Origin of the sequence: Acinetobacter sp. PK01 (genome assembly GCF_022819285.1) — a bacterium.
Taxonomy (GTDB): domain Bacteria; phylum Pseudomonadota; class Gammaproteobacteria; order Pseudomonadales; family Moraxellaceae; genus Acinetobacter; species Acinetobacter tandoii.
In genome coordinates, this window is the sequence record NZ_CP094643.1 from 2,081,048 (window position 1) to 2,103,920 (window position 22,873).

The 22,873-nt window shown below is 41.7% G+C and carries 18 protein-coding genes; 10 read left to right on the forward strand and 8 right to left on the reverse strand.

Annotation, left to right across the window (positions count from 1 at the left end):
* Positions 1–69: 69 nt before the first annotated feature.
* The 6 genes from serS to rplU all read right to left on the reverse strand — a co-directional run bounded on the left by serS (position 70) and on the right by rplU (position 5,928).
* Positions 70–1,341, reverse strand: a complete 1,272-nt coding sequence (gene serS, locus MP622_RS09890; RefSeq protein ID WP_016165776.1) for a serine--tRNA ligase — start codon at positions 1,339–1,341, stop codon at positions 70–72.
* Between the two features lie 129 nt (positions 1,342–1,470).
* Positions 1,471–2,268 (reverse strand): RsiV family protein, encoded by a 798-nt coding sequence (locus MP622_RS09895; protein WP_243790738.1) that lies wholly within the window; start codon positions 2,266–2,268, stop codon positions 1,471–1,473.
* A gap of 208 nt (positions 2,269–2,476) precedes the next feature.
* Positions 2,477–3,175, reverse strand: a complete 699-nt coding sequence (lolA, locus tag MP622_RS09900; RefSeq protein ID WP_044737328.1) for an outer membrane lipoprotein chaperone LolA — start codon at positions 3,173–3,175, stop codon at positions 2,477–2,479.
* A 220-nt stretch (positions 3,176–3,395) separates the two neighbouring features.
* A complete protein-coding gene (locus tag MP622_RS17405) occupies positions 3,396–5,111 on the reverse strand; it encodes a YadA C-terminal domain-containing protein (RefSeq protein WP_279577663.1) in 1,716 nt (571 codons plus the stop codon).
* A gap of 228 nt (positions 5,112–5,339) precedes the next feature.
* Complete coding sequence (rpmA, locus tag MP622_RS09910; RefSeq protein WP_044740894.1) at positions 5,340–5,597, reverse strand: 50S ribosomal protein L27; 258 nt, start codon at positions 5,595–5,597, stop codon at positions 5,340–5,342.
* Positions 5,598–5,616: 19 nt separating this feature from the next.
* Entirely contained in the window at positions 5,617–5,928 is a 312-nt protein-coding gene (gene rplU, locus MP622_RS09915; RefSeq protein ID WP_016165770.1) for a 50S ribosomal protein L21, read from the reverse strand.
* A gap of 438 nt (positions 5,929–6,366) precedes the next feature.
* On the opposite strand from rplU, the gene sdsA reads away from it, so the two are divergent.
* From sdsA to MP622_RS09960, 9 genes are all read left to right on the forward strand, one after another.
* Positions 6,367–7,344: an All-trans-nonaprenyl-diphosphate synthase gene (gene sdsA / locus MP622_RS09920; RefSeq protein ID WP_016165769.1), complete on the forward strand. Its 978-nt coding sequence runs from the start codon at positions 6,367–6,369 to the stop codon at positions 7,342–7,344.
* A gap of 21 nt (positions 7,345–7,365) precedes the next feature.
* A complete protein-coding gene (locus tag MP622_RS09925; protein ID WP_243790739.1) occupies positions 7,366–9,417 on the forward strand; it encodes a site-specific recombinase in 2,052 nt (683 codons plus the stop codon).
* A gap of 134 nt (positions 9,418–9,551) precedes the next feature.
* Positions 9,552–10,151 carry a phosphatase PAP2 family protein gene (locus MP622_RS09930; protein WP_243790741.1) on the forward strand — a complete coding sequence of 200 codons (600 nt, stop codon included), beginning with the start codon at positions 9,552–9,554 and terminating at the stop codon, positions 10,149–10,151.
* 37 nt (positions 10,152–10,188) lie between these two features.
* Positions 10,189–11,445, forward strand: a complete 1,257-nt coding sequence (locus MP622_RS09935) for an efflux RND transporter periplasmic adaptor subunit (RefSeq protein WP_243790743.1) — start codon at positions 10,189–10,191, stop codon at positions 11,443–11,445.
* A 12-nt stretch (positions 11,446–11,457) separates the two neighbouring features.
* The gene (gene adeJ, locus MP622_RS09940; protein WP_104441020.1) at positions 11,458–14,634 is read left to right on the forward strand and encodes a multidrug efflux RND transporter permease subunit AdeJ; all 3,177 of its coding nucleotides are present in this window, start codon (positions 11,458–11,460) and stop codon (positions 14,632–14,634) included.
* The gene (gene adeK / locus MP622_RS09945; RefSeq protein ID WP_044740900.1) at positions 14,634–16,091 is read left to right on the forward strand and encodes a multidrug efflux RND transporter AdeIJK outer membrane channel subunit AdeK; all 1,458 of its coding nucleotides are present in this window, start codon (positions 14,634–14,636) and stop codon (positions 16,089–16,091) included. The genes adeJ and adeK overlap by 1 nt, the downstream gene beginning before the upstream one ends.
* A 103-nt stretch (positions 16,092–16,194) precedes the next feature.
* Complete coding sequence (locus tag MP622_RS09950; RefSeq protein ID WP_016165763.1) at positions 16,195–16,551, forward strand: YbjQ family protein; 357 nt, start codon at positions 16,195–16,197, stop codon at positions 16,549–16,551.
* A 3-nt stretch (positions 16,552–16,554) separates the two neighbouring features.
* Positions 16,555–16,992, forward strand: a complete 438-nt coding sequence (locus tag MP622_RS09955) for a heavy metal-binding domain-containing protein (RefSeq protein ID WP_243790745.1) — start codon at positions 16,555–16,557, stop codon at positions 16,990–16,992.
* 174 nt (positions 16,993–17,166) lie between these two features.
* Positions 17,167–18,201 (forward strand): agmatine deiminase family protein, encoded by a 1,035-nt coding sequence (locus MP622_RS09960; RefSeq protein ID WP_243790746.1) that lies wholly within the window; start codon positions 17,167–17,169, stop codon positions 18,199–18,201.
* A 70-nt stretch (positions 18,202–18,271) separates the two neighbouring features.
* Here MP622_RS09960 and MP622_RS09965 read toward each other — a convergent pair whose 3' ends face one another.
* Together MP622_RS09965 and MP622_RS09970 are read right to left on the reverse strand one after the other, a co-directional pair.
* Positions 18,272–19,078 carry an SDR family NAD(P)-dependent oxidoreductase gene (locus tag MP622_RS09965; protein ID WP_104441023.1) on the reverse strand — a complete coding sequence of 269 codons (807 nt, stop codon included), beginning with the start codon at positions 19,076–19,078 and terminating at the stop codon, positions 18,272–18,274.
* A gap of 33 nt (positions 19,079–19,111) precedes the next feature.
* On the reverse strand, positions 19,112–19,774 hold the full coding sequence (locus tag MP622_RS09970) for a hypothetical protein (protein ID WP_243790748.1): 663 nt from the start codon (positions 19,772–19,774) through the stop codon (positions 19,112–19,114).
* A 176-nt stretch (positions 19,775–19,950) separates the two neighbouring features.
* Here MP622_RS09970 and MP622_RS09975 point away from each other — a divergent pair, with 176 nt between their 5' ends.
* Positions 19,951–22,851: a valine--tRNA ligase gene (locus MP622_RS09975; protein WP_243793512.1), complete on the forward strand. Its 2,901-nt coding sequence runs from the start codon at positions 19,951–19,953 to the stop codon at positions 22,849–22,851.
* Positions 22,852–22,873 lie beyond the last annotated feature (22 nt).

Consider the following 22,873-nt stretch of genomic DNA (forward strand, 5'->3'; position numbering starts at 1 on the left):
CCTCTAATATTTACATCTGATCATCTAAAGCAATTTTCGTGCACAAATGTACACCCATCGAATAATTAATTAATCGATGTATTCAGCACCACCCATATATGGACGCAATACTGCTGGAATTTCAATCGATCCATCAGCACGTTGATAGTTTTCCATCACTGCCAATAAAGTACGTCCTACCGCCAATCCAGAACCGTTCAAAGTATGTACAAATTCTGTCTTCTTCTGATCGGCACGGTAACGAGCTTTCATACGACGGGCTTGGAAATCCCACATATTTGAGCACGAAGAAATTTCACGATAAGTATTTTGGCTTGGTACCCAAACTTCAAGGTCGTAAGTTTTTGCTGCACCAAAGCCCATATCTCCGCCACATAACGTGATTTTACGGTAAGGTAAGCCTAACGCTTGCAAAATACCTTCTGCATGACCTGTTAATTCTTCTAAGGCTTGCATAGAATCTTCTGGTTTTACAATTTGTACCATCTCAACTTTGTCAAATTGGTGCTGACGAATTAAACCACGCGTATCACGACCATAAGAACCAGCTTCGCTACGGAAACATGGCGTGTGCGCTGCATATTTTAATGGCAAACGATCAGCATCAATAATTTCATCACGGACAAAGTTGGTGACTGGCACTTCAGCCGTTGGAATTAAGTAGTATTCTTTTTCGCCCTGTAATTTGAATAAATCTTCTTCAAATTTAGGAAGTTGTCCAGTACCACGTAAGGAATCAGCATTTACTAAATATGGCACATAGGCTTCAGTATAACCATTTTTCAAGGTATGCGTATCGAGCATAAATTGAGTTAAAGCACGCTGTAAACGTGCTAAAGGTCCTTTGAGGACGCTAAAACGAGAACCCGTTAATTTAGTAGCAGTTTCAAACTCTAAACCACCCATCCATTCACCAAGGTCGGTGTGATCTTTAATCTCAAAATCAAAGCTACGTGGTGTACCCCATGTATACACTTCAACATTATCACTCTCGTCTTTACCTTCCGGTACAGACTCATGTGGCATATTCGGAATTGAAAGAAGTTTTGCTTCAAGTTCCGCTTGTAATTCTGCTAAAGCAACTTCAGCGGCTTTAATTTCATCACCAATAGCACCCATACGTGCCATGATTTCCGATGCATCGCCACCAGATTTTTTAATTTGACCAACTTGTTTTGCGCCCGCATTACGCTCAGCTTGTAACGCTTCAGTTTTAGATTGTAAATCTTTACGGCGAGCTTCTAATGATGCCCACTCTGCTACATCCAATTGAATGCCACGTTTTGCCAAGGCTAAATTTACAGCCTCAATATTTGTTCTGATTAATTTCGGGTCGATCATAGCCAGTCTTTACTAAAGAAAAAAACTGGCTATAGTGTAAGCTGTTCATGCCAAAAAATACAGTCAGCAACGTTCTAGCATCACCACATTCAGGCAATAATCCATCAATTAGGCTTATTCATGCGTATTTTAATGCTCAGGATATTGCGGCAAACTTGGTAAATATTCAGGGCGTACAAATTTTTTCAATGTGTAGTACGGCAATGTCAACTCACTCATGCCTTCAGCATAAGAGGCTAGCTCATAAAGCGGATACACAAATACCAAACCATTTGCACCATAATAAAAATTATCACTAAGCTGTAGCTTTGCCTTTTCTATATTGTGTTCTTGCAACCAATTTTGGTTATTGTCATACAGTGCATCTAAAACTTGTGCATCAACGCCTTTAATTAAAACATCTTGTAGTGCTAAACGTTTTTTCTTGCTCAGATCAAAATTTATGAATTCTTGATGATACATTCCATGTGCCGCACCAGCCGAATAGCTATAACTTTGCATTGCAAAAGTTGCGAAATTATCGTTTTGCCCTACATAACGCACATAAGTCGAACTTTGATTTAAACCCGGCTGTGTACCTTCCTCAATACGTACTTTTTGGTTAGGTTGATCTGAAAATGCTATTGGGTCGGCTTTTTTAATCCGATCCATAAAATACTGATCAATCCATTTAAAATTGGTTTCAACCGTTTGAATATCGTATTGCGTACATCCTTCCGTTTCACACGCTTCAGATTTAGCCAATTTAACAGGTACGACTTTTGCCTGAATTGCTGGAATGACTTGCGTAGCCGATGCTTCGGTGGCTGTAGTTTTGGCTTCCACAGATTTCTGTGAAGCATCTTTCGGCTGACAACCTGTAAATAAAACCACTGAACACAACAGCGGTAAAACTAAATTTCGTTGTTTTAATTGGTAAGTATTCATAAATAAACCTTATATTCAGTATCCTCAAGTGTTGTATTTCACTATACAAACTCTAACTTTAAGATGAAATTACAAAATGTAGCTCGACGTATGGACTTCTTATTCAAATGAATATTTCAATCAGAAGCATTTATTGAATTATTAATGTAAAAAATGCAGCACTTAGGCTGCATTTTTATCAATCATCATTTGATATAGATTTTCAGATTTATTGATCAATAATATCTGTACCCTTTGGCGGAGTAAAATTAAAAGTCGATGCTGGAATTGCAGCATTCACCTTAACATTATTAAATTTCACATAGGTAGTCTGACCTAATGAGTCTTGTAAAATCATCAAATTCGGAGCTTTGTTGCCACCAAAACTAATGGTTAAACTTTGGAAAGCACCATCATCACGCTTTGGATAAAGGGTGTAATAAGTTTTTCCTTTATTCGGTTGAGTCACGCGGTAAGATTGCATAATCTGGTTGGTATTACCCGATAATAACAACGCTGGTGTATTGGCGACTTGTTCATCTAGACTTTGACGAACTGCCTGTTGTAGGTCTGGGTCGTAAATCCACACTGTTTTACCTGAAGTTACGATGGTTTGTTTTGCTGGTGTGGTTGTCTCCCAATAGAATTTCCCTGGGCGTGCAACTTTCATCGTCCCTTTAAAAGTTTGGTTCATATGTTGCGCAGCTAAGCCTTTTTTTTGCGCCTTGTTAGCACCACTTGAGGCCTTTGTTGTCTGCTCAAAATTAGCCGATAAACTTTGAATACCACTTAACTGCTTGACCAAATTTGCAGTTGCTTGTTGCTCCGATGCCGCTACAGGTGCTGCAAAAACAGTAGTACTGATCATCGGCGCTAGTGTCACTGCACCCAATGCTACAGCACACATGGTTTTACGAAGCATGTTCATGTCATCACCTTTTTTATTTGCTATGTCGCAATCTATTGAAAGCCCCATCTTAAACCAAATCCAGCGGCTAATAATTGAGAAAATAAGAAGATTTGTATAAATATTAATGTTTAATGTAGTGCTACATCCATCATGATGAAGACCTTTTTTTAGCTCATATGCAAAAAAGCCCCTGAAGTTCAGGAGCTTTTTTGCTTGAGCTACTAAGATCAATTCACACTTATTTCCATTGGTAGCCTACAGATGCACCGCCACCGAAGTCACCTTGACTATTACCTGTTAACGCAACTTTATAGACATATTTATTATTTTCAGTCACACCACTTACACCGAAGGCATAACCTTGCTCACCTTCCCAGAACCCAACACCGCCACTCACCATGCTCATACCTGCTTCAGTCGGTTGTGGTAAAGAAGCAATTGCGATACTAGAAGCTACAGCAGCATATGTCCGATCTTCCAAATCTCGCAGGTCTCGATTCAATGCATTCACTCGACTATCAGTATAAGCTTTTGCATCATTCAATGTTTGCTGACCAACTTGGTTTATATAAGTTTTGGCTTGATTCAATATGGTGGTATCCGCAGCAGCCATTTCCTCTGGAGTAATGCCATTTGTACCATCAGCTCCATTTGCACCTTTCAGACTTGCCAACCATTGGGTAATAGTTCCAGCATAACCATTGTTTACTGCTAACTGATAAGCACTAATACCATTGGCTCCTGTAGTACCATTGGCTCCTTTAAGGCTTGCCAACCACTCAACCACTGTACCATCAAAACCATTTTCCACAGCTTGTTGATAAGCATTTAACCCTTGTGCACCGATTGCACCTGTGGCTCCAGTTGCACCTGTTGCCCCAGTATCACCTTTTACACCTTGGATACCCTGAGCACCTGTAGCACCAGTGGCTCCTGTTGCACCAGTATCACCTTTTACACCTTGGATACCCTGAGCACCTGTAGCACCAGTGGCTCCCGTTGCACCAGTATCACCTTTTACACCTTGGATACCTTGAGCACCTGTAGCTCCTGTAGCTCCTGTAGCTCCTGTAGCACCAGTGGCTCCCGTTGCACCTGTAGCACCAGTGGCTCCCGTTGCACCAGTATCACCTTTTACACCTTGGATACCCTGAGCACCTGTAGCTCCTGTTGCACCTGTAGCACCAGTGGCTCCTGTAGCACCTGTCGCGCCTGTGGCTCCCGTTGCACCTGTGGCTCCCGTCGCACCAGTATCACCTTTTACACCTTGGATACCCTGAGCACCTGTAGCTCCTGTTGCGCCTGTGGCTCCCGTCGCGCCTGTAGCACCCGTCGCACCTGTAGCACCCGTTTCACCTGTGGCTCCCGTCGCACCAGTATCACCTTTTACACCTTGGATACCCTGAGCACCTGTAGCTCCTGTTGCGCCTGTGGCTCCCGTCGCGCCTGTAGCACCCGTCGCACCCGTTTCACCTGTGGCTCCCGTTGCACCTGTGGCTCCCGTCGCGCCTGTAGCACCCGTTTCACCAGTTGCCCCTGTAGCACCCGTCGCGCCTGTGGCTCCGACAAGTGATGCCAACCATTGTTCTTCAGTACCTACAAAACCACTATCAACAGCAACTTCATATGCACTTAAACCATCAGCCCCAGCGGGACCAGTAGGACCAGTCGGTCCTGGTATTCCACTCTCAGGACAACTCCCTGTGTCTTGATTAGAATTACATGAGGTTGCAAAAACATTTGTATTCGCTGTCATTAAAATTGCACTTAAAAGAAGTACTTGCACAGCAAACTTTTGTTTACGAACATAATGATTTGGCTCAAGTGCTTGTAGATTCATGGCAGCAGATACTGCAGTACTAATATGGTTTTGTTCTTTTTGTAACTTATTTTCTAAGGCTTTCGTCATCTGACTATTCGGAACACCGAAGACATTTTGATTTAATTTTTTCATGTCCTTCTTCCTTATCCTTCTCCTATTTCATCTATTACACGCTCAAATAAATGTGACGTACATCACTATTTTTTGGTATTTTGTGACTATAGATATCTTAGTAAAGAAAAGTGTTTTGAAGAATAATGCTGCCGTTCAGCGCTTAACTTAAATCATTTTGAAAATAAACCCACCTAAAAAATATAAAAAAACCCGCATAAAATGCGGGTTTTTCTGAACTTTTAAAACTTATGCAGTTTCAACAGTTACATAGCGACGGCCAAATTGACCTTTCACTTCAAATTTAACTACGCCGTCAGCAGTAGCAAATAAAGTATGGTCACGACCCATACCAACATTTGCACCAGCGTGGAATTCTGTACCACGTTGACGAACAATAATGTTACCAGCAGTCACAGTTTGACCACCGTACATTTTAACACCTAACATCTTAGGATTTGAGTCACGACCGTTCTTAGTCGAGCCACCGGCTTTTTTAGATGCCATGTCTATATACTCCTAGCGATTAGCCTGCGATACCAGTAATTTTTAACTCGGTAAACCATTGACGGTGACCAGTTTGCTTACGGTAGTGTTTACGACGACGTAACTTAACGATACGGATTTTGTCGTGACGACCATGACCAACCACTTCTGCAGTTACTTTCGCGCCAGCTACAACTGGAGCACCGATTTGAATGCTGTCACCATTAACAACCATTAATACGTCATCAAACGTAATAGTCGCGCCAGTTTCAGCTTTCAATAATTCAACTTTAAGGGTTTCACCCTCAACTACACGGTGCTGTTTACCACCGCTTTGGATTACTGCGTACATAATGTACTCCAACTTGCCCGTGTCGCCGTGCCGATAAAGGGATATATCGATCTTAAAACGACCGCCACTGGGGTTATACAAGGGGACAGATTTTAAGTGATTATTGCATAAACAACAAGCCACTTACACAAAAAAACCTAAACTTAGCCCTAAGTTTGTTTTGCAGCGCTAACATGTTAAATTAAAATAGAATGAAACACATACGACTGTGTAATAAAGAATAGATTTTTAAAATCAATTCGCTACTATAGTCAGCAGATACATTTTTGATGTCATCCAAAACATCGTTTACGTATTTATGGTAATCAACCTGTCTAAATTATCGAACATCAGTAATCCTGTTTACTGTGTCATTTTTTGATTCTAATTTTTGATTACACTATAGATAATGACGCTACCTTTGCAAACATCACTTAACCAATAGAGGTTTCTATTCCTATGGCCATCGATTTTAAGCAAGATATTCTCGCCCCTGTAGCTCAAGACTTTGCTGAGATGGATACATTTATTAATGAAGGAATTACCTCTAAAGTGGCATTAGTGATGGCAGTCAGTAAACACGTGGTTGAAGCAGGCGGAAAACGCATGCGCCCGATTATGTGCTTACTCGCAGCCAAAGCCTGTGGTGCTGAAGATTTAGCACAACAACGAAAATTAGCTGCCATTATTGAGATGTTGCACACTGCAACGCTTGTGCATGATGATGTTGTCGATGAGTCTGGTTTACGTCGTGGTCGTCCAACCGCAAATGCAACATGGAATAATCAAACAGCAGTTTTAGTCGGTGATTTTCTGATCTCACGTTCTTTCGATTTACTGGTCGATTTGAACAATATGATGTTATTAAAAGACTTTTCTACAGGAACCTGTGAAATTGCTGAAGGTGAAGTATTACAGCTACAAGCTCAACATCAACCTGATACCAATGAACAAACGTATTTAGATATTATCCACGGTAAAACTTCACGTTTATTTGAGTTAGCAACTGAAGGGGCTGCTATCCTTACAGGTACACCAGAATACCGTGAACCCCTCAGAAAATTTGCAGGCCATTTTGGCAATGCCTTCCAAATTATTGATGACATTTTAGATTACACATCTGATGCTGAAACGCTTGGTAAAAATATTGGCGATGATTTAATGGAAGGTAAACCCACTTTGCCTCTCATCTCAGCACTACAACTTACTACAGGTGAACACCACCAAATTATTCGTAAGAGTATTGCAACTGGTGGTACAGCACAACTCGATCAAGTCATCGACATCGTACAACAGTCTGGCGCATTAGATTATTGCCGAAAACGCGCCACAGAAGAAACGGAAGCTGCTTTAGCAGCACTTATGGCCTTGCCTGATACACAATATCGTCAAGCATTATCTAATTTGGCACAATTGGCTTTACACCGAATTCAATAAAGTAGACTTACTTATTTGCTTATGCATATACAATTTAATGATGTATTGCGAAACATGCAGCAACAGCTTGAGCTTTCTCAGGCTGTTGATGATGTTTTGCTGATTGAACTGGTCAATCAAATTCGACCCAGTGACAGTAAGAACATAGATGAAATAGAACAAAAATTTCAGCAATTTATTCAAATCCTTTTACTTACACCCCATGCTGCAATTACCTTACAAAGTTTTCTTCTACGCCTAATCAATCAATACAAACAAACCAGTTTATTTGCCGATACAGGCATTTTATCTCTTGATGGTTTTTGGAATCAGTTGGCTCAGCGTGTAGGTGCTCACTTTTTACCCTTAATCCATGATGGAACCCAACTTCAAGAACTGGTTCGACGAGTGTTTCATCAGCCGAATGACCAATACTGGCTAGATCAAATTTCTGAAAAAAATTGGCAGCAGCTATTTCAACTTTTAAATCAAGGGCATAGCAATCAGAAAGAAAAGCTCAAAATTAAAAGTGAGCTGATTAAAGCAATTACCGTAATTTCATATCGAATTAGTGGCATTGGCTTATACCCTGAATTTATTAACGCTCAACCTGAACTGACTGAATACGAATCTCCATTTTTAGAACAAAATCGTGAGATTATTGAATTTATTCAACATTATAAAAAATTGCATCAAAATCGGGATGAATTTGCGGTCATTGCACCACCCGATGCTTCACAAGCCTTGGTCATGATTGATCAATGTCGAGAAGTCGTTTTAAAAATTCGACGTGCCACCAAAAGGATTGGGGTGAGTATCAGCCTCACCTATTTGCTCTCATTATTAGAGCAATGTCTTGATCGGGTTGAACTCCTTTTGCAAATCATTGTTGAAGAAGATGAGCTTCGTTACCACGCGATAGGAAGCCTGCTCACCGATATTAGCCAAGCGATTTACAATGAACGTAGTGTTCGAGCCTTGTTGGCAAACAATAGCGAACTTATTGCATTACAAGTCACTGAAAATGCAAGTAAAACGGGTGAACACTATGTAAGTACGGATAAAAAAAGTTTTTGGTCTATGTACCGCTCTGCTGCAGGTGCTGGGGTAATTATTGCCATCATGGCGACCCTAAAAACTTTAGCCTCTCGTGTAGTCATGGCACCGATTATGCAAGCGTTTGTGTATAGCATGAATTATGCTTTTGGTTTCATGCTTATTCATATTGTACATTGTACCGTTGCAACAAAACAGCCGGCCATGACCGCTGCCGCACTTGCATCGACCGTACAGCATCGCAAAGGCTCTAAGACAGCTCAAATTGCTGAATTAGCCGCTTTAATTATTAATATTATTCGCACCCAGTTCATCGCAATTATTGGCAATATTTCTATAGCCATTCCAACAGCGGCATTGATTGCTTGGCTATGGCAAACAGGACTACATGAACCGTTAATGAATCATGTCAAAGCGGCAAAAACATTACATGATTTAAATCCATTTACCTCTTTAGCAATTCCACATGCAGCCATTGCAGGGGTATGTCTGTTCTTATCAGGGTTAATTGCTGGATATTTCGATAATATGGCAGTTTACCGAAAAGTTGGCCCTAGACTTAAAGCACATCAAAAATTGAAATTATATATAGGGCAAGAACGCTTAAATAAGCTTGCAGAGTATGTAGAACGAAATTTAGGTGCGCTTGCGGGTAATTTTATTTTTGGGATCATGCTCGGCAGCATGGGCACTCTAGGTTTTATTTTAGGTCTCCCTTTAGATATTCGACATATTGCCTTTGCCTCAGCCAACTTTATACAAGGTCTCATGAATATTAATGATAGCCCTGATATTGGCCTAATTATTGTATCTTTTTTAGGCGTACTTTTAATTGGTTTAACCAACTTATTTGTAAGTTTCACCCTCACGATTATTGTTGCTTTGAGGGCACGTCGCGTTCGTTTTGAGCAATGGAAACCGTTAGCAAAGTTAGTACTGACCCATTTTTTAACACGTCCAAGTGATTTCTTTTGGCCACCAAAATCACCTTTAGTCGTTGACGAAACTACAAATACTCACAAAACTTTAAGTAAATGATTTGTTATATTTCAACTCTACTATAGAGAAATTTAATCGAGTTCACACAGGCTTGAAAAAAAGTGTACTGACAAGTACACTTTGACCCAAATGTTAACTGGGGGAGTCCGGTTAAACGAACAAGAGGTTAATGCATGCCGTACTTGTTGCTTATTATTGGTTGTTTTTTGTTATTTTTCAGTGTCTTGATTTTAAACACTCCCAGTTTGCTTTCATTTGATCTGGCTATTGTCGAATGGGCAAGTCATCATCGTACTGAAAGTTTAAACCAAATAACAACGCTACTATCAGCAATTGGGGGGATGCCAGCTGTACTTTTTTTTACCACTTTATGGTGTTTCCATCTAACTTGGTATAAAAAATACACATATATTTTGCTAATTTGTTTAGGACTTGTTGGAAGCGGAGCCGTTGCTTGGCTACTTAAATACTGGATTGCAAGACCACGCCCACCTGAAATATTTCATTTGGTTCAAAGTTATGGTGCTTCTTTTCCAAGTGCGCACAGTGTTTATGCTGCTGCTTTAAGTGGTTTAGTTATTTATTTATACCGTGAACACTCCAAATACTCATATATTTATTGTTTTGCAGTTATATGGTTCATTTTAATGGGGTGCTCAAGAATATATTTGGGCGTACATTTTCCTTCTGATGTTCTTGCAGGTTGGGGCATAAGTTTTATTTGGATTACCCTGCTATACATAGTGTTACAACACTCTATGAAGCAAAAATAAATTAATTTTTAGATAATAATCTAACCGAGGTGAAACAATGATGTCTGCAAAGCTTTGGGCTCCGGCCCTCACCGCTTGCGCATTAGCAACAAGTATTGCACTTGTTGGTTGTAGCAAAGATCAAAAAGATGCGCAGCAAGCTGGTGCATCTCAACAAATGCCGCCAACAGAAGTTGGTATCATTGTTGCGCAACCGCAAAGCGTCGAACAGTCTGTAGAGTTATCTGGTAGAACCACAGCATTTGAAGTATCAGAAGTTCGCCCACAAACCAGTGGTATTATTCTGAAACGCTTATTTGCCGAAGGTAGTTATGTCCGTGAAGGTCAAGCACTTTATGAGTTAGATTCTCGTACAAACCGAGCTGCACTTGATAATGCAAAAGCTGCCCTCTTACAACAAGAAGCCAACCTAAGCTCTCTGAAAACAAAACTCAATCGCTATCAACAACTGGTTTCAAGCAATGCAGTTTCGAAGCAAGAATATGATGATTTAGTCGGTCAAGTTAGAGTGGCTGATGCTCAAGTTGCAGCTGCGCGTGCACAAGTCAAAAATGCCGAAGTAGACTTAGGTTATTCAACCATTCGCTCTCCAATTTCTGGTCAAACTAACCGTTCAACAGTAACGGTAGGTGCACTTGTAACGGCGAATCAGGCAGATCCATTAGTAACGATTCAACGTTTAGATCCAATTTATGTGGATATTAACCAGTCTAGCACCGAATTGTTACGCCTACGCCAGCAGCTCAGCAAAGGCAGTTTGGACAGCAGCAATAACACACGTGTGAAACTTAAACTTGAAGATGGTAGCTACTACCCAATTGAAGGTCGCTTAGCATTCTCAGATGCCAGTGTAAATACAGAAACAGGGACCGTCACAATTCGTGCAGTATTCCCAAATCCGAATCACTTGTTATTACCAGGTATGTTTGCCAATGCGCAAATTGTACAAGGCGTGATACCTAATGCAATTTTAATTCCTCAAGCGGCAATTACGCGTACCCCAACTGGTCAAGCAATGGCCATGATTGTGGATGCGAAAGGGGCAATTGAGGCACGTCCTGTAACCACAGTGGGTGTTCAGGGGCAGAATTGGATCGTGACTGAAGGTATTAAAACGGGTGAAAAAATTGTGGTGGATGGTATTGCGAAAGTAAAAGCAGGACAAACCGTTTCTGCAAAACCATATCAACCTCAAACTGAAACACCAAAAGCATCGGCGCCAGCTTCTGCTGAAAAACCAAAAGCACAACAAGCTGAATCTAACACTGAACAAAAAGCTACTTCACACGCATAAGGGGTAGACTGAATGGCTCAATTTTTTATTCATCGCCCCATTTTTGCGTGGGTGATTGCACTGGTCATTATGCTGGCGGGTATTCTAACTCTCACCAAAATGCCTGTTGCTCAATATCCTACAATTGCACCACCAACGGTGACAATTTCTGCGACTTATCCTGGTGCATCTGCACAAACTGTAGAAAATACAGTCACTCAAATCATTGAACAACAAATGAATGGTTTGGATGGTTTGCGTTATATTTCATCTAACAGTGCAGGTAATGGTCAAGCATCAATCAACTTGAACTTTGAGCAAGGGATTGACCCAGACATTGCACAAGTTCAAGTACAAAACAAATTACAATCGGCAACAGCGCTTTTACCTGAAGATGTACAACGTCAAGGGGTAAAAGTCACTAAGTCTGGTGCGAGTTTTATGCAGGTTCTTGCATTTTACTCTCCTGATGGAAGCTTATCTGCTGCCGACATTAAAGACTATGTAAACTCTAACATTTCTGAACCGCTGAGCCGTGTCGCAGGTGTGGGCGAAATCCAAGTTTTTGGTGGTTCTTATGCCATGCGCATTTGGTTAGACCCTGCCAAAATGACCAGTTTACAAGTCACGCCAAGTGATGTTGCTGCTGCAATTAATGCTCAAAACTCGCAAGTGGCAGTAGGCCAGTTGGGTGGTGCACCAGCTGTAAAAGGTCAAGTACTGAACGCAACAGTAAATGCTCAAAGTATGTTGCAAACACCTGAGCAGTTTAGAAATATCTTTCTGAAAAATACGGCCTCAGGTGCTCAAGTTCGCTTAGGTGATGTTGCTCGTGTTGAACTCGGTTCAGATAACTATCAATTCGACTCTAAATTTAATGGTAAAGCTGCTGGTGGTGTTGCGATTAAACTTGCAACAGGTGCCAACGCACTCGATACTGCGGCAGCCGTTGAAGAACGCTTAAGTGAACTTCGTAAAAACTACCCAGATGGTTTAAAAGATCAACTGGCGTATGATACGACGCCATTCATTAAGCTTTCGATTGAAAGTGTAGTTCATACTTTAATTGAAGCCGTATTCTTGGTATTTATTGTCATGTTCCTGTTCTTACAGAACTGGCGTGCAACGATTATTCCTACGCTTGCGGTGCCTGTTGTTGTATTAGGTACATTTGCAGTCATTAATATTTTTGGTTTCTCAATCAACACGCTCACCATGTTTGCGATGGTATTAGCCATTGGTCTTCTGGTCGACGATGCAATTGTCGTGGTCGAGAACGTTGAACGTGTCATGCAGGAAGATCATTTGGACCCTGTAGCCGCGACTGAAAAGTCGATGCAACAGATCTCTGGTGCATTGGTTGGTATTACTAGCGTATTAACTGCTGTATTCGTTCCAATGGCCTTTTTTGGTGGTACGACTGGGGTAATTTACCGTCAGTTCTCCATTACCCTTGTAACCGCAATGATTTTGTCATTGATTGTGGCATTAACATTTACTCCGGCCCTGTGTGCGACCCTGTTAAAACAACATGATCCAAATAAAGCAGAAAGTAACAATATTTTTGCTCGTTTCTTCCGTTGGTTTAACAGCAGCTTTGAAAAACTGTCAGTAAAATACCAAGGTGGTGTCAACCGTATGACCCATCACAAAGTATTCTCTGGTGTCGTTTATATTCTGGTCATTGCTGGTTTAGTTGGCCTTTACAAAGTCTTACCTTCTTCGTTCTTACCAGATGAAGACCAAGGCGTGGTGATGACTCTAGTTCAGCTTCCACCAAGTGCAAGCCTCGAACGTACCGACAAAGTCATCACTACCATGACAGACTACTTCTTGAATAAAGAAAAAGAGAATGTAGATTCAATCTTTACCGTTTCTGGTTTCTCATTCACTGGTGTAGGTCAAAACGCAGGTCTTGCCTTTATTAAACTCAAAGACTGGGATGAACGTACTTCTCCAGAATCTCAGATTGGTGCAATTATTCAACGCGGTATGTCATTGAATATGATCAAAGATGCCTCTTACATCATGCCATTGCAATTACCAGCAATGCCTGAATTAGGTGTAGCATCAGGTTTTGATATTCAGTTGAAAGACGCAAGTGGTCAAGGACATGACAAACTGATTGCTGCGCGAAACGCTATTTTGGGTATGGCTGCACAAGATAAACGTCTTGCAGGCGTACGCCCAAATGGTCAAGAAGATACACCTCAATATCAAATTACTGTTGACCAAGCGCAAGCAGGTGCAATGGGTGTCAGTATTGCCGATATTAACTCGACAATGGGTATGGCTTGGGGTGGTTCTTATATCAATGACTTCGTTGACCGTGGTCGTGTGAAAAAAGTTTATGTACAAGGCGAAGCAAATACACGCATGATGCCTGAAGACCTAAACAAATGGTACGTGCGCAATAACGTCGGTACGATGGTTCCATTCTCAGCATTTGCAACTGGGAAATGGACGTATGGTTCACCACGTTTAGAGCGTTATAACGGTGTATCTTCGGTGAACATTCAAGGTACTCCTGCACCTGGTGTAAGTTCGGGTGATGCGATGCTCGCAATGGAAGAAATCATTGGCAAACTACCATCTATGGGCTTACAAGGCTTTGACTATGAATGGACAGGTTTATCTTTAGAAGAACGTGATTCAGGTAGCCAAACAGGTCCTTTACTGGTTCTTTCAATGTTAATCGTGTTCTTATGTCTTGCCGCATTATATGAAAGCTGGTCTATCCCTGTTTCAGTATTACTGGTTGTACCTCTAGGTATTATCGGTGCCTTTACTTTGACATGGTTAGGTATGATCATTAAAGGCGATCCGAACCTGTCATTTAACATCTATTTCCAAGTTGCAATTGTTGCCGTTATTGGTCTTTCTGCAAAAAATGCGATCTTGATCGTAGAATTTGCGAAAGAATTGCAAGAAAAAGGTGAAGATTTATTTGATGCAACTTTGCATGCTGCAAAAATGCGTTTACGCCCAATTATCATGACTACCCTTGCCTTTGGTTTTGGTGTACTTCCGCTTGCACTTTCTACAGGTGCGGGTGCAGGAAGTCAGCATTCAGTAGGTTTTGGTGTACTTGGTGGTGTGATTAGTTCTACACTTTTGGGTATTTTCTTTATTCCAGTATTCTTCGTTTGGATTCGTAGTATCTTTAAATACAAACCTAAGAAACAAAATAATCAGGAGCAAACATCGTGATGCAAAAAGTATGGTCTATTTCAGGTCGTAGCATTGCGGTATCTGCACTTGCGCTTGCTTTGACTGCATGTCAAAGCATGCGTGGTCCAGAACCCGTCGCTCAAGCGGATATTCCAACAGGATATATTGGTTCAACAACAGGTCCTTCTGTTGCTGAACAAGGCTATAAAGACTTTTTTGCTGATCCACGATTAGTACAAGTCATTGAAATGGCTTTAGCGAATAACCGTGATTTACGTACTGCAACCTTGAATATTCAACGTGCGCAGCAAACGTATCAGATTAGCGAAAACAACCAATTACCAACCATTGGTGCAAGTGGCAGTGTGCTTCGTCAAGATACCCTGAGCAGCAACAAACCGATGACAACTTATAATGTTGGCCTCGGTGTGACTGCTTATGAGTTAGATTTTTGGGGTCGTGTTCGTAGCCTAAAAGACAATGCCTTAGATAGCTATTTAGCGACTCAAAGTGCACGTGATGCAACGCAAATTTCATTGATTGGTCAGGTTGCACAAGCTTGGCTGAGCTATTCGTTTGCCAATGCCAACTTAAAACTGGCCGATCAAACGCTTAAAGCACAGCTTGAGTCTTACAATCTGAATAAAAAGCGTTTTGATGTCGGTATCGATAGCGAAGTCCCTGTACGTCAAGCACAAATTTCGGTTGAAACTGCACGTAACGATGTTGCTAACTACAAAACCCAAGTTGCACAGGCACAGAACCTGTTGAACCTGCTGGTGGGTCAACCTGTACCTGCAAACTTATTGGCTTCACAACCTGTTAAACGCATTACCCAAAGTACGGCGTTGACAGCGGGCTTGCCAAGTGATTTGTTAAATAACCGTCCAGATGTCCGTGCTGCGGAATACCAATTGTCTGCTGCGGGCGCCAATATTGGCGCGGCAAAAGCAAAGTTGTATCCAACCATCAGCTTAACGGGCTCAGCAGGTTATGCATCAACAGATTTAAGCGACTTGTTTAAATCTGGCGCTTTTGTTTGGTCACTCGGTCCAAGCTTGGACATCCCAATCTTTGACTGGGGTACACGTCGTGCCAATGTCAAGATTTCAGAAACTGACCAAAAAATTGCATTGTCAGACTATGAAAAGACGATCCAAACTGCATTCCGTGAAGTAAATGATGCTTTGGCTGTACGTGAAAATATTGGTGATCGTCTAGCGGCGCAGCGTCGCCTTGTAGAAGCCACCAATACCACATATAAACTGTCTACTGCCCGCTTCCGCGCTGGCATCGACAACTACTTAACAGTACTGGATGCACAACGTACATCATACTCTGCAGAACAAGGTCTGCTATTGCTTGAACAAGCAAATTTAAACAACCAAGTAGAAGTATATAAAACCCTCGGTGGCGGGGTAAAAGCCAATACTTCTGATCAAGTGGTGAAACAACCCTCTTCTTCAGATTTAAAATATAACAAAACTGCAAAATAAACCTTGCAACATGAAAAGCTCACTTCGGTGGGCTTTTTTATTGCTTTTTTACAGGCTTTTTCCTATCTTCAAAGAGAATCAAATCATTTAAAAATTGAATATTATGCTTTTAAGTAACCTTGAGTCCGTTCCAGGACATACGATTTCCCAGCAACTGGATGTGGTCTACGGCAGTACCGTTCGGAGTAAACATGTGGGGCGTGACTTTCTGGCGGGTTTAAAAAATATTGTTGGCGGTGAACTTACGGCATATACCGAGCTTTTAGAAGAATCACGTCAAGAAGCCATGAGTCGTATGATTGCAAAAGCTCAAGCTTTAGGGGCCAACGCCATCGTAGGAATTCGTTTTTCAACCTCAAATATTGCTCAAGGTGCTTCAGAATTATTTGTTTATGGTACCGCGGTCCGTGTTACCCCGTTAAATAATCATCTCCCCGATCCATTTCCTACACAGGTTTAAACAATGGAAAGTTTAATTTTCCAGTTACTCATCTTTGTGGTGCTATTCAGTGTTGGTTTTGGCTTTGGCCATTATAACGAACGCAAACATCTGGCAGAGCTTGAACACAATGAAAGACGCCTCGCCTACATCACCGTAGGGAATTTGCGTAAAGTGAGTTTTGAGCAGTCTGGGCACATGATCAGCAGCAATGTTGTAATTTCACATGATTATTTCAAATATGTACTGGCCACCGTGCAAAACTTTTTTGGGGGTAGACTTACCAGCTATGAAAGTGTCGTGGATCGTGCGCGTCGTGAAGCGGTTGTCCGACTCAAACTTGAAGCAGAAAAATACGGTGCAACGCATATCGCCTGCATAAGACTATCGACCACCGAAATGGGGATGCAAGGTGGCATGGTTGAGGTTTTTGCTTATGGCACAGCTATTTTAAAACCCTAATTTTTCAACTCCCCGCTAGAATGACTGACAAGTAACCCAGACCGTCTGAAAAGTCTTGTAAGCTTTTGCTGTTCTGAGACATGCTTTAGTGAAGATAGCTCACTAAAGCAGCGCCCCCTACACTGTTCACAATAAATACCCACATGGTTCACTGACTTAAAAGCATCGAGAGATATGAAATCTTTAGCATCTAAAATAAGCATAGCTGCGCTCACCATGATTCCATTTACAACTCAAGCCGAATTAATTGTCTTAGCATCTCCGCAAAGTCATGATGCCTACTATGCAAAAGTAATCGATGATATTTTTGATTTTCATATAGATTATGCGAAAAAAATTATTAAAAATGGAGACAATGTCGTTATTTTAACAGACCAATATCTTTACCCCGAGTACGTTAAAGCATTGGACAAAAAGCATGTGGCGATCACCCCGATGCAGGATATTTGGATGCGTGACTTTACCAGCGCCAATCCTGCGCAACCTGTGATGTTCCGCTATACCGCCGCGGGTCAAGGTGGAGGAAAGAAAGGGCAAGCCATTTCAGATCAAGTGCAAGACGAATTTAAATATTATAGCCAGAAGGCAGGTTTACAGTTTACTCAAAGTAAGCTGTTGAATGATGGTGGTAACTGGGTTGAAGATGGTTATGGCAATGTCGTGCTCAGCACCAAATTTTTAACTGATAATAAGCTAACTGAAAGCGAGGCTCGGAAAAAACTGATAGCCTTAACAAATGCCAAACAAATTGCATTTATTGAAGCCGATGAACAAGGCGGCTTAGAACATGCCGATGGTGTGGTCAGTTTTGTCGATCAAAATACCTTGGTGATTAACTCCTACCCTGAAGATCCGGACTATGCCAAGCGACTCATGGTAGATTTAAAACGCGGTATTCCCAATGTGAAAATTCATGAAATCATTACACCATATGATGGCAGCGAAATTTACGATGAAAAATTTGGTTCAGCTTGCGGCTTGTACACCACTATGCTGGTCACCCCTGAACGGATTTATTTTCCACAGTTTGGAATTAAAGAAGATGCTATCGCCTTAAAACAAATTCGGAGTATAACTAAACGGACTGTCATTCCCGTACAGTCCTCAAAAGTCTGCCATATGGGCGGTGGCGTACGTTGTATGTCTTGGCAAGTTCGTAGCAAAAATGCAGAATTATTCTTAAATTATTTAAACAAAATCAGCCAATAGATCATTCATCAATTTATGTAGCTTTAATCAAAAAGGAAGAAAGCATGGCTTTCCCCCCAGGCTTCCCAATTTACTTGACTTTCGCTTTACGAATCATTCGATACAGAGCACTTGGTGATAAACGTGAAACCAGTACGCCTAATTTTTCTTTACGCCCACCAATCACAATATATTCATCACCTTGCATTAATGATTTAACCGTATATTGTGCAAATTCATCTGCTTCTAGGCCATTAGCTGTTGCTTCATTATCAAAGCCTTGTGCCTGACCCGCTCCATTTAAAGCATTAATGGAAACGTTGGTTTTTACAAAACCTGGAAAAACTACCGAAACATCTACCCCATCTTCAGCCACTTCTGCTCTTAGACTGTTTGCCCACATATGTATGGCTGCTTTTGCCGCAGAATAGGAAGCACGATATTGCGTCCCTAATAATCCTGCAATACTCGAAACAAAAACCACTCGACCTGACTTTTGTTTTAAAAGTGTAGGTAAAACAGTTTTGGTTAAAAATACCTGCGAAAAGTAATCAACTTCCATAATGGTACGTTCAGTTTGCATGGTCGTTTCAGTAATCAGGGCACGCTGACTTAAACCTGCATTATTAATCAGCCAGTCAATACGTCCTTTGGCAGCCAAGACTTGTTCATACGCATGTAAGACTTGAGCTTCATTGGTAATATCTGCACAAATTGAAAGATGTAAATCTGGATTTAACAATCCAACACGCACCTTTTCCAATTCATCGATGCGACGGGCAGTCAGCACCACTTGTGCACCTTGTAATGCACACTCTTGTGCCAAGGCTTTACCTAAACCTGAAGATGCCCCAGTAATCCATACCACCTTATTTTCTAAACTGTCTAGCTTGGCCATTATTGTCTACCCTGATTCGATTACGGCAATTGCCTAATTGTTGGTTGAATTTTCTAAAAAAACAAGAAAATGATTGAAATAATGACTCATGGTTTTAGCATCATATTGCATACCCAATTTATCAAAACGCTTATAGCCCATTTGAGTGGTGACATGAATAACCCCATTTAGAGTCTTATCCACCACTACATTAAATTTCAGCATTGTTTTCGGAACCCGAATTAAATGCGTCACGCCCTGATCCACAATTTGAGTAAATGCCTGTAAAGCAGGAATCACTGCAGCATTATTACCTTGTTGCATTTCTTCAGCAGAACTGAGCAACGCTTGAACACTGTCTTCATCGACTGGATAGGACAAATAAAATTCACCCTCTTTTTGATACATCAGTTCGTGCAGATAATTCACCATCGGCAGCAAACGCTCATTACCAAAAAATGACACCGACCATGGCATATATTTACGCGTGGTTTCCATAATATGCTGGATTACTTTGGCAGATTCATTATCTCCCGAATGCGAAACACGGATAATCTCACCAAAAACCTGATCAATCACCTCATAAGAAATGTCTGCCAGCACATCACCCAATGCCTTGGCTAAACTCTCGGTTTGACCTTGATTAAGTTGTTGATGAATATCCTGAAAACGTTGATGGGTTTCTGATTTCAACTTAAGTGAAATAACATAACTCATTCTATTTTTTCCTTTTTATCAAGTTCTACGATCTTATGCGCAGTCGTTATACAGACTTCATCATAAAACCTCTCACTTGCCGTGACAATTGCAGAAACAAAGCATTTGACGAACATCCCAAAGCCGTTATTTTTTTGCTACACTAGGTGCAATTTTTTATTCACTTTTTATCTGTTCTGACTATGACTGATTCTGCGCAAAATATTGCTACGACTTACGATCCGACTGAGATCGAGAAAAAATGGTACCAAACTTGGGAAGAGCGTGGCTATTTCAAACCATCTCAACAAGGTGAATCATTCTGTATCATGATTCCGCCACCAAACGTCACTGGCAGTTTGCATATGGGTCATGGTTTTAACAATGCCATTATGGATGCCTTAACGCGCTACAACCGTATGTCAGGCAAAAACACCTTGTGGCAACCGGGTACAGACCATGCGGGTATTGCCACACAAATGGTGGTTGAACGTCAGTTGGGCGCTCAAGGTGTAAGCCGTCATGACCTTGGCCGTGAAAAATTCATCGAAAAAATCTGGGAATGGAAAGAGCAATCAGGCAACACCATTACCCGTCAAATCCGTCGTTTAGGTTCATCTGTAGATTGGTCTCGTGAACGCTTCACCATGGATGAAGGTTTATCCAATGCAGTAAAAGAAGTGTTCGTGAAATTACACGAAGACGGCTTGATCTACCGTGGCAAACGTTTGGTAAACTGGGATCCAAAATTACAAACTGCGCTTTCTGACCTCGAAGTTGAGTCGGATAAAGAAGAAGCAGGTTCATTGTGGCACTTCAAATACTTCTTTGAAGATAAAAACCTACGTACCCACGATGGTAAAGACCACATCGTTGTTGCAACGACGCGTCCTGAAACATTGCTCGGTGATACAGCGGTTGCTGTTGCACTAGATGATGAACGCTATACACACCTTGTGGGTCAGAACATCATTCTGCCAATTACAGGCCGTGCAGTTCCAATCGTGAAAGATGAATATGTTGATAAAGAATTCGGTACAGGCTGTGTGAAAATCACCCCTGCGCACGACTTTAACGACTATGAAGTCGGTAAGCGTTGTGAACTCCCAATCATCAACATCTTTAATAAAAATGCAGAAGTGTTGGCTGAGTTTGAATATATCGCGAAAGCGGGCGAGCAAATTTCTAAAACCATCCCTGCTCCTGCGGACTATATTGGTTTAGAGCGTTTTGAAGCGCGTAAAAAACTGGTTGAACAAGCGGAAGCTGAAGGTTGGTTAGATCAGATCCAACCGTACACACTTAAACCACCTCGCGGTGACCGTTCAGGTGTGATCGTTGAGCCATTATTGACGGATCAATGGTATGTGAAAATTGCACCATTGGCGCAACCTGCCATTGAAGCGGTTCAAGACGGTCGCATCAAGTTTGTTCCTGAGCAGTACAGCAACATGTACATGGCGTGGATGAACAACATTCAAGACTGGTGTATCTCTCGTCAACTTTGGTGGGGTCACCGTATTCCAGCTTGGTACGATGCTGAAGGCAACATTTATGTAGGTCGTAACGAAGCTGAAGTACGTGCCAAAAACAACATCCCTGCTGATGTTGTGCTTAACCAAGATGAAGACGTACTGGATACGTGGTTCTCTTCTGCACTTTGGACGTTCTCAACCCTTGGTTGGACTGGTGATGCCAAGAAAGATGCAGAAAACTATTTCCTCAATACCTTCCACCCAACTGATGTGTTAGTGACTGGTTTTGACATCATCTTCTTCTGGGTTGCTCGTATGATTATGTTTACGATGCACTTCATGAAGAATGAAGATGGTACGCCACAAGTGCCGTTTAAAACGGTCTATGTTCACGGTTTAGTTCGTGATGGCGAAGGTCAAAAAATGTCGAAGTCGAAGGGCAACGTACTTGACCCATTAGATTTGATTGACGGTGTAGACCTTGAGACTTTGGTACAAAAACGTACTACAGGTCTGATGAACCCGAAACAAGCAGCGAAGATTGAAAAATCAACCCGTAAAGAGTTCCCAGAAGGCATTCAAGCCTATGGTACGGACGCAGTGCGTTTCACCTTCTGTGCGCTTGCCAACACAGGTCGTGACATTAAGTTCGATATGAAACGTGTTGAAGGCTACCGTAACTTTGCTAACAAAATCTGGAACGCAACCCGTTTCGTGATGATGAACTGTGAAAATCAAGAAATTGGTAGCGAAGTTCGTCAAGACCTTTGGGAATTACCTGAACAGTGGATCGTGAGCCGTCTGCAAAAAGCAGAAGCTGCGGTACAACAAGCTTTCGCGACTTACCGTTTAGACTTGGCTGCACAAGCGATTTATGAGTTCATTTGGAATGAATACTGTGACTGGTATGTCGAACTGACAAAACCTGTTCTGAACGATGAAAACGTATCGGTTGAGCGTAAAGCTGAAGTTCGTCGTGTACTCCTTGCGGTAATGGAAGCATCTTTACGTCTTGCACATCCGCTTATGCCGTATTTGACTGAAGAAATCTGGCAGACGCTTGCACCGAAACTTGGTATTGCTGGCGAAACCATCATGCTCGCGCAATACCCTGTGGCCAACCCTGAGCGTGTAAACGAACAGGCTGAAGCAGACATGCAATGGCTTCAAGGTTTGATTGGTGCGGTACGTAACATTCGTGGTGAAATGGGCTTAGGTAATGCGCGTTTATTACCTGTGCTTCTACAAAACACGACGGAAGCTGAAAAAGCACAAATCACGCGTATTGAAGCGTTGTTTAAAGCCTTGGCGAAAGTGGAAAGCATTACCTTCTTGGCTGATGCTGAGCAACCGCCATTGTCTTCATCAAGCGTTGTTGGTCACGTGTCTGTATTTGTTCCGATGAAGGGCTTAATTGACCCGAAAGCGGAATTGGGTCGTTTACAGAAAGACTTAGACAAAGTGCAAAAGCAGCATGACCAAATTGCGACTAAACTCGGTAATGAAGGTTTTGTGGCGAAAGCACCTGCGGCTGTGGTTGAAGGTGAAAAAGCGAAATTGGCTGAGTTTGCTGACCAGTTAGCGAAGATTAAAGCGAATATGGAGCAAATTGCAGCGCTTTGATGCTGTAGTTTGATATAAAAAT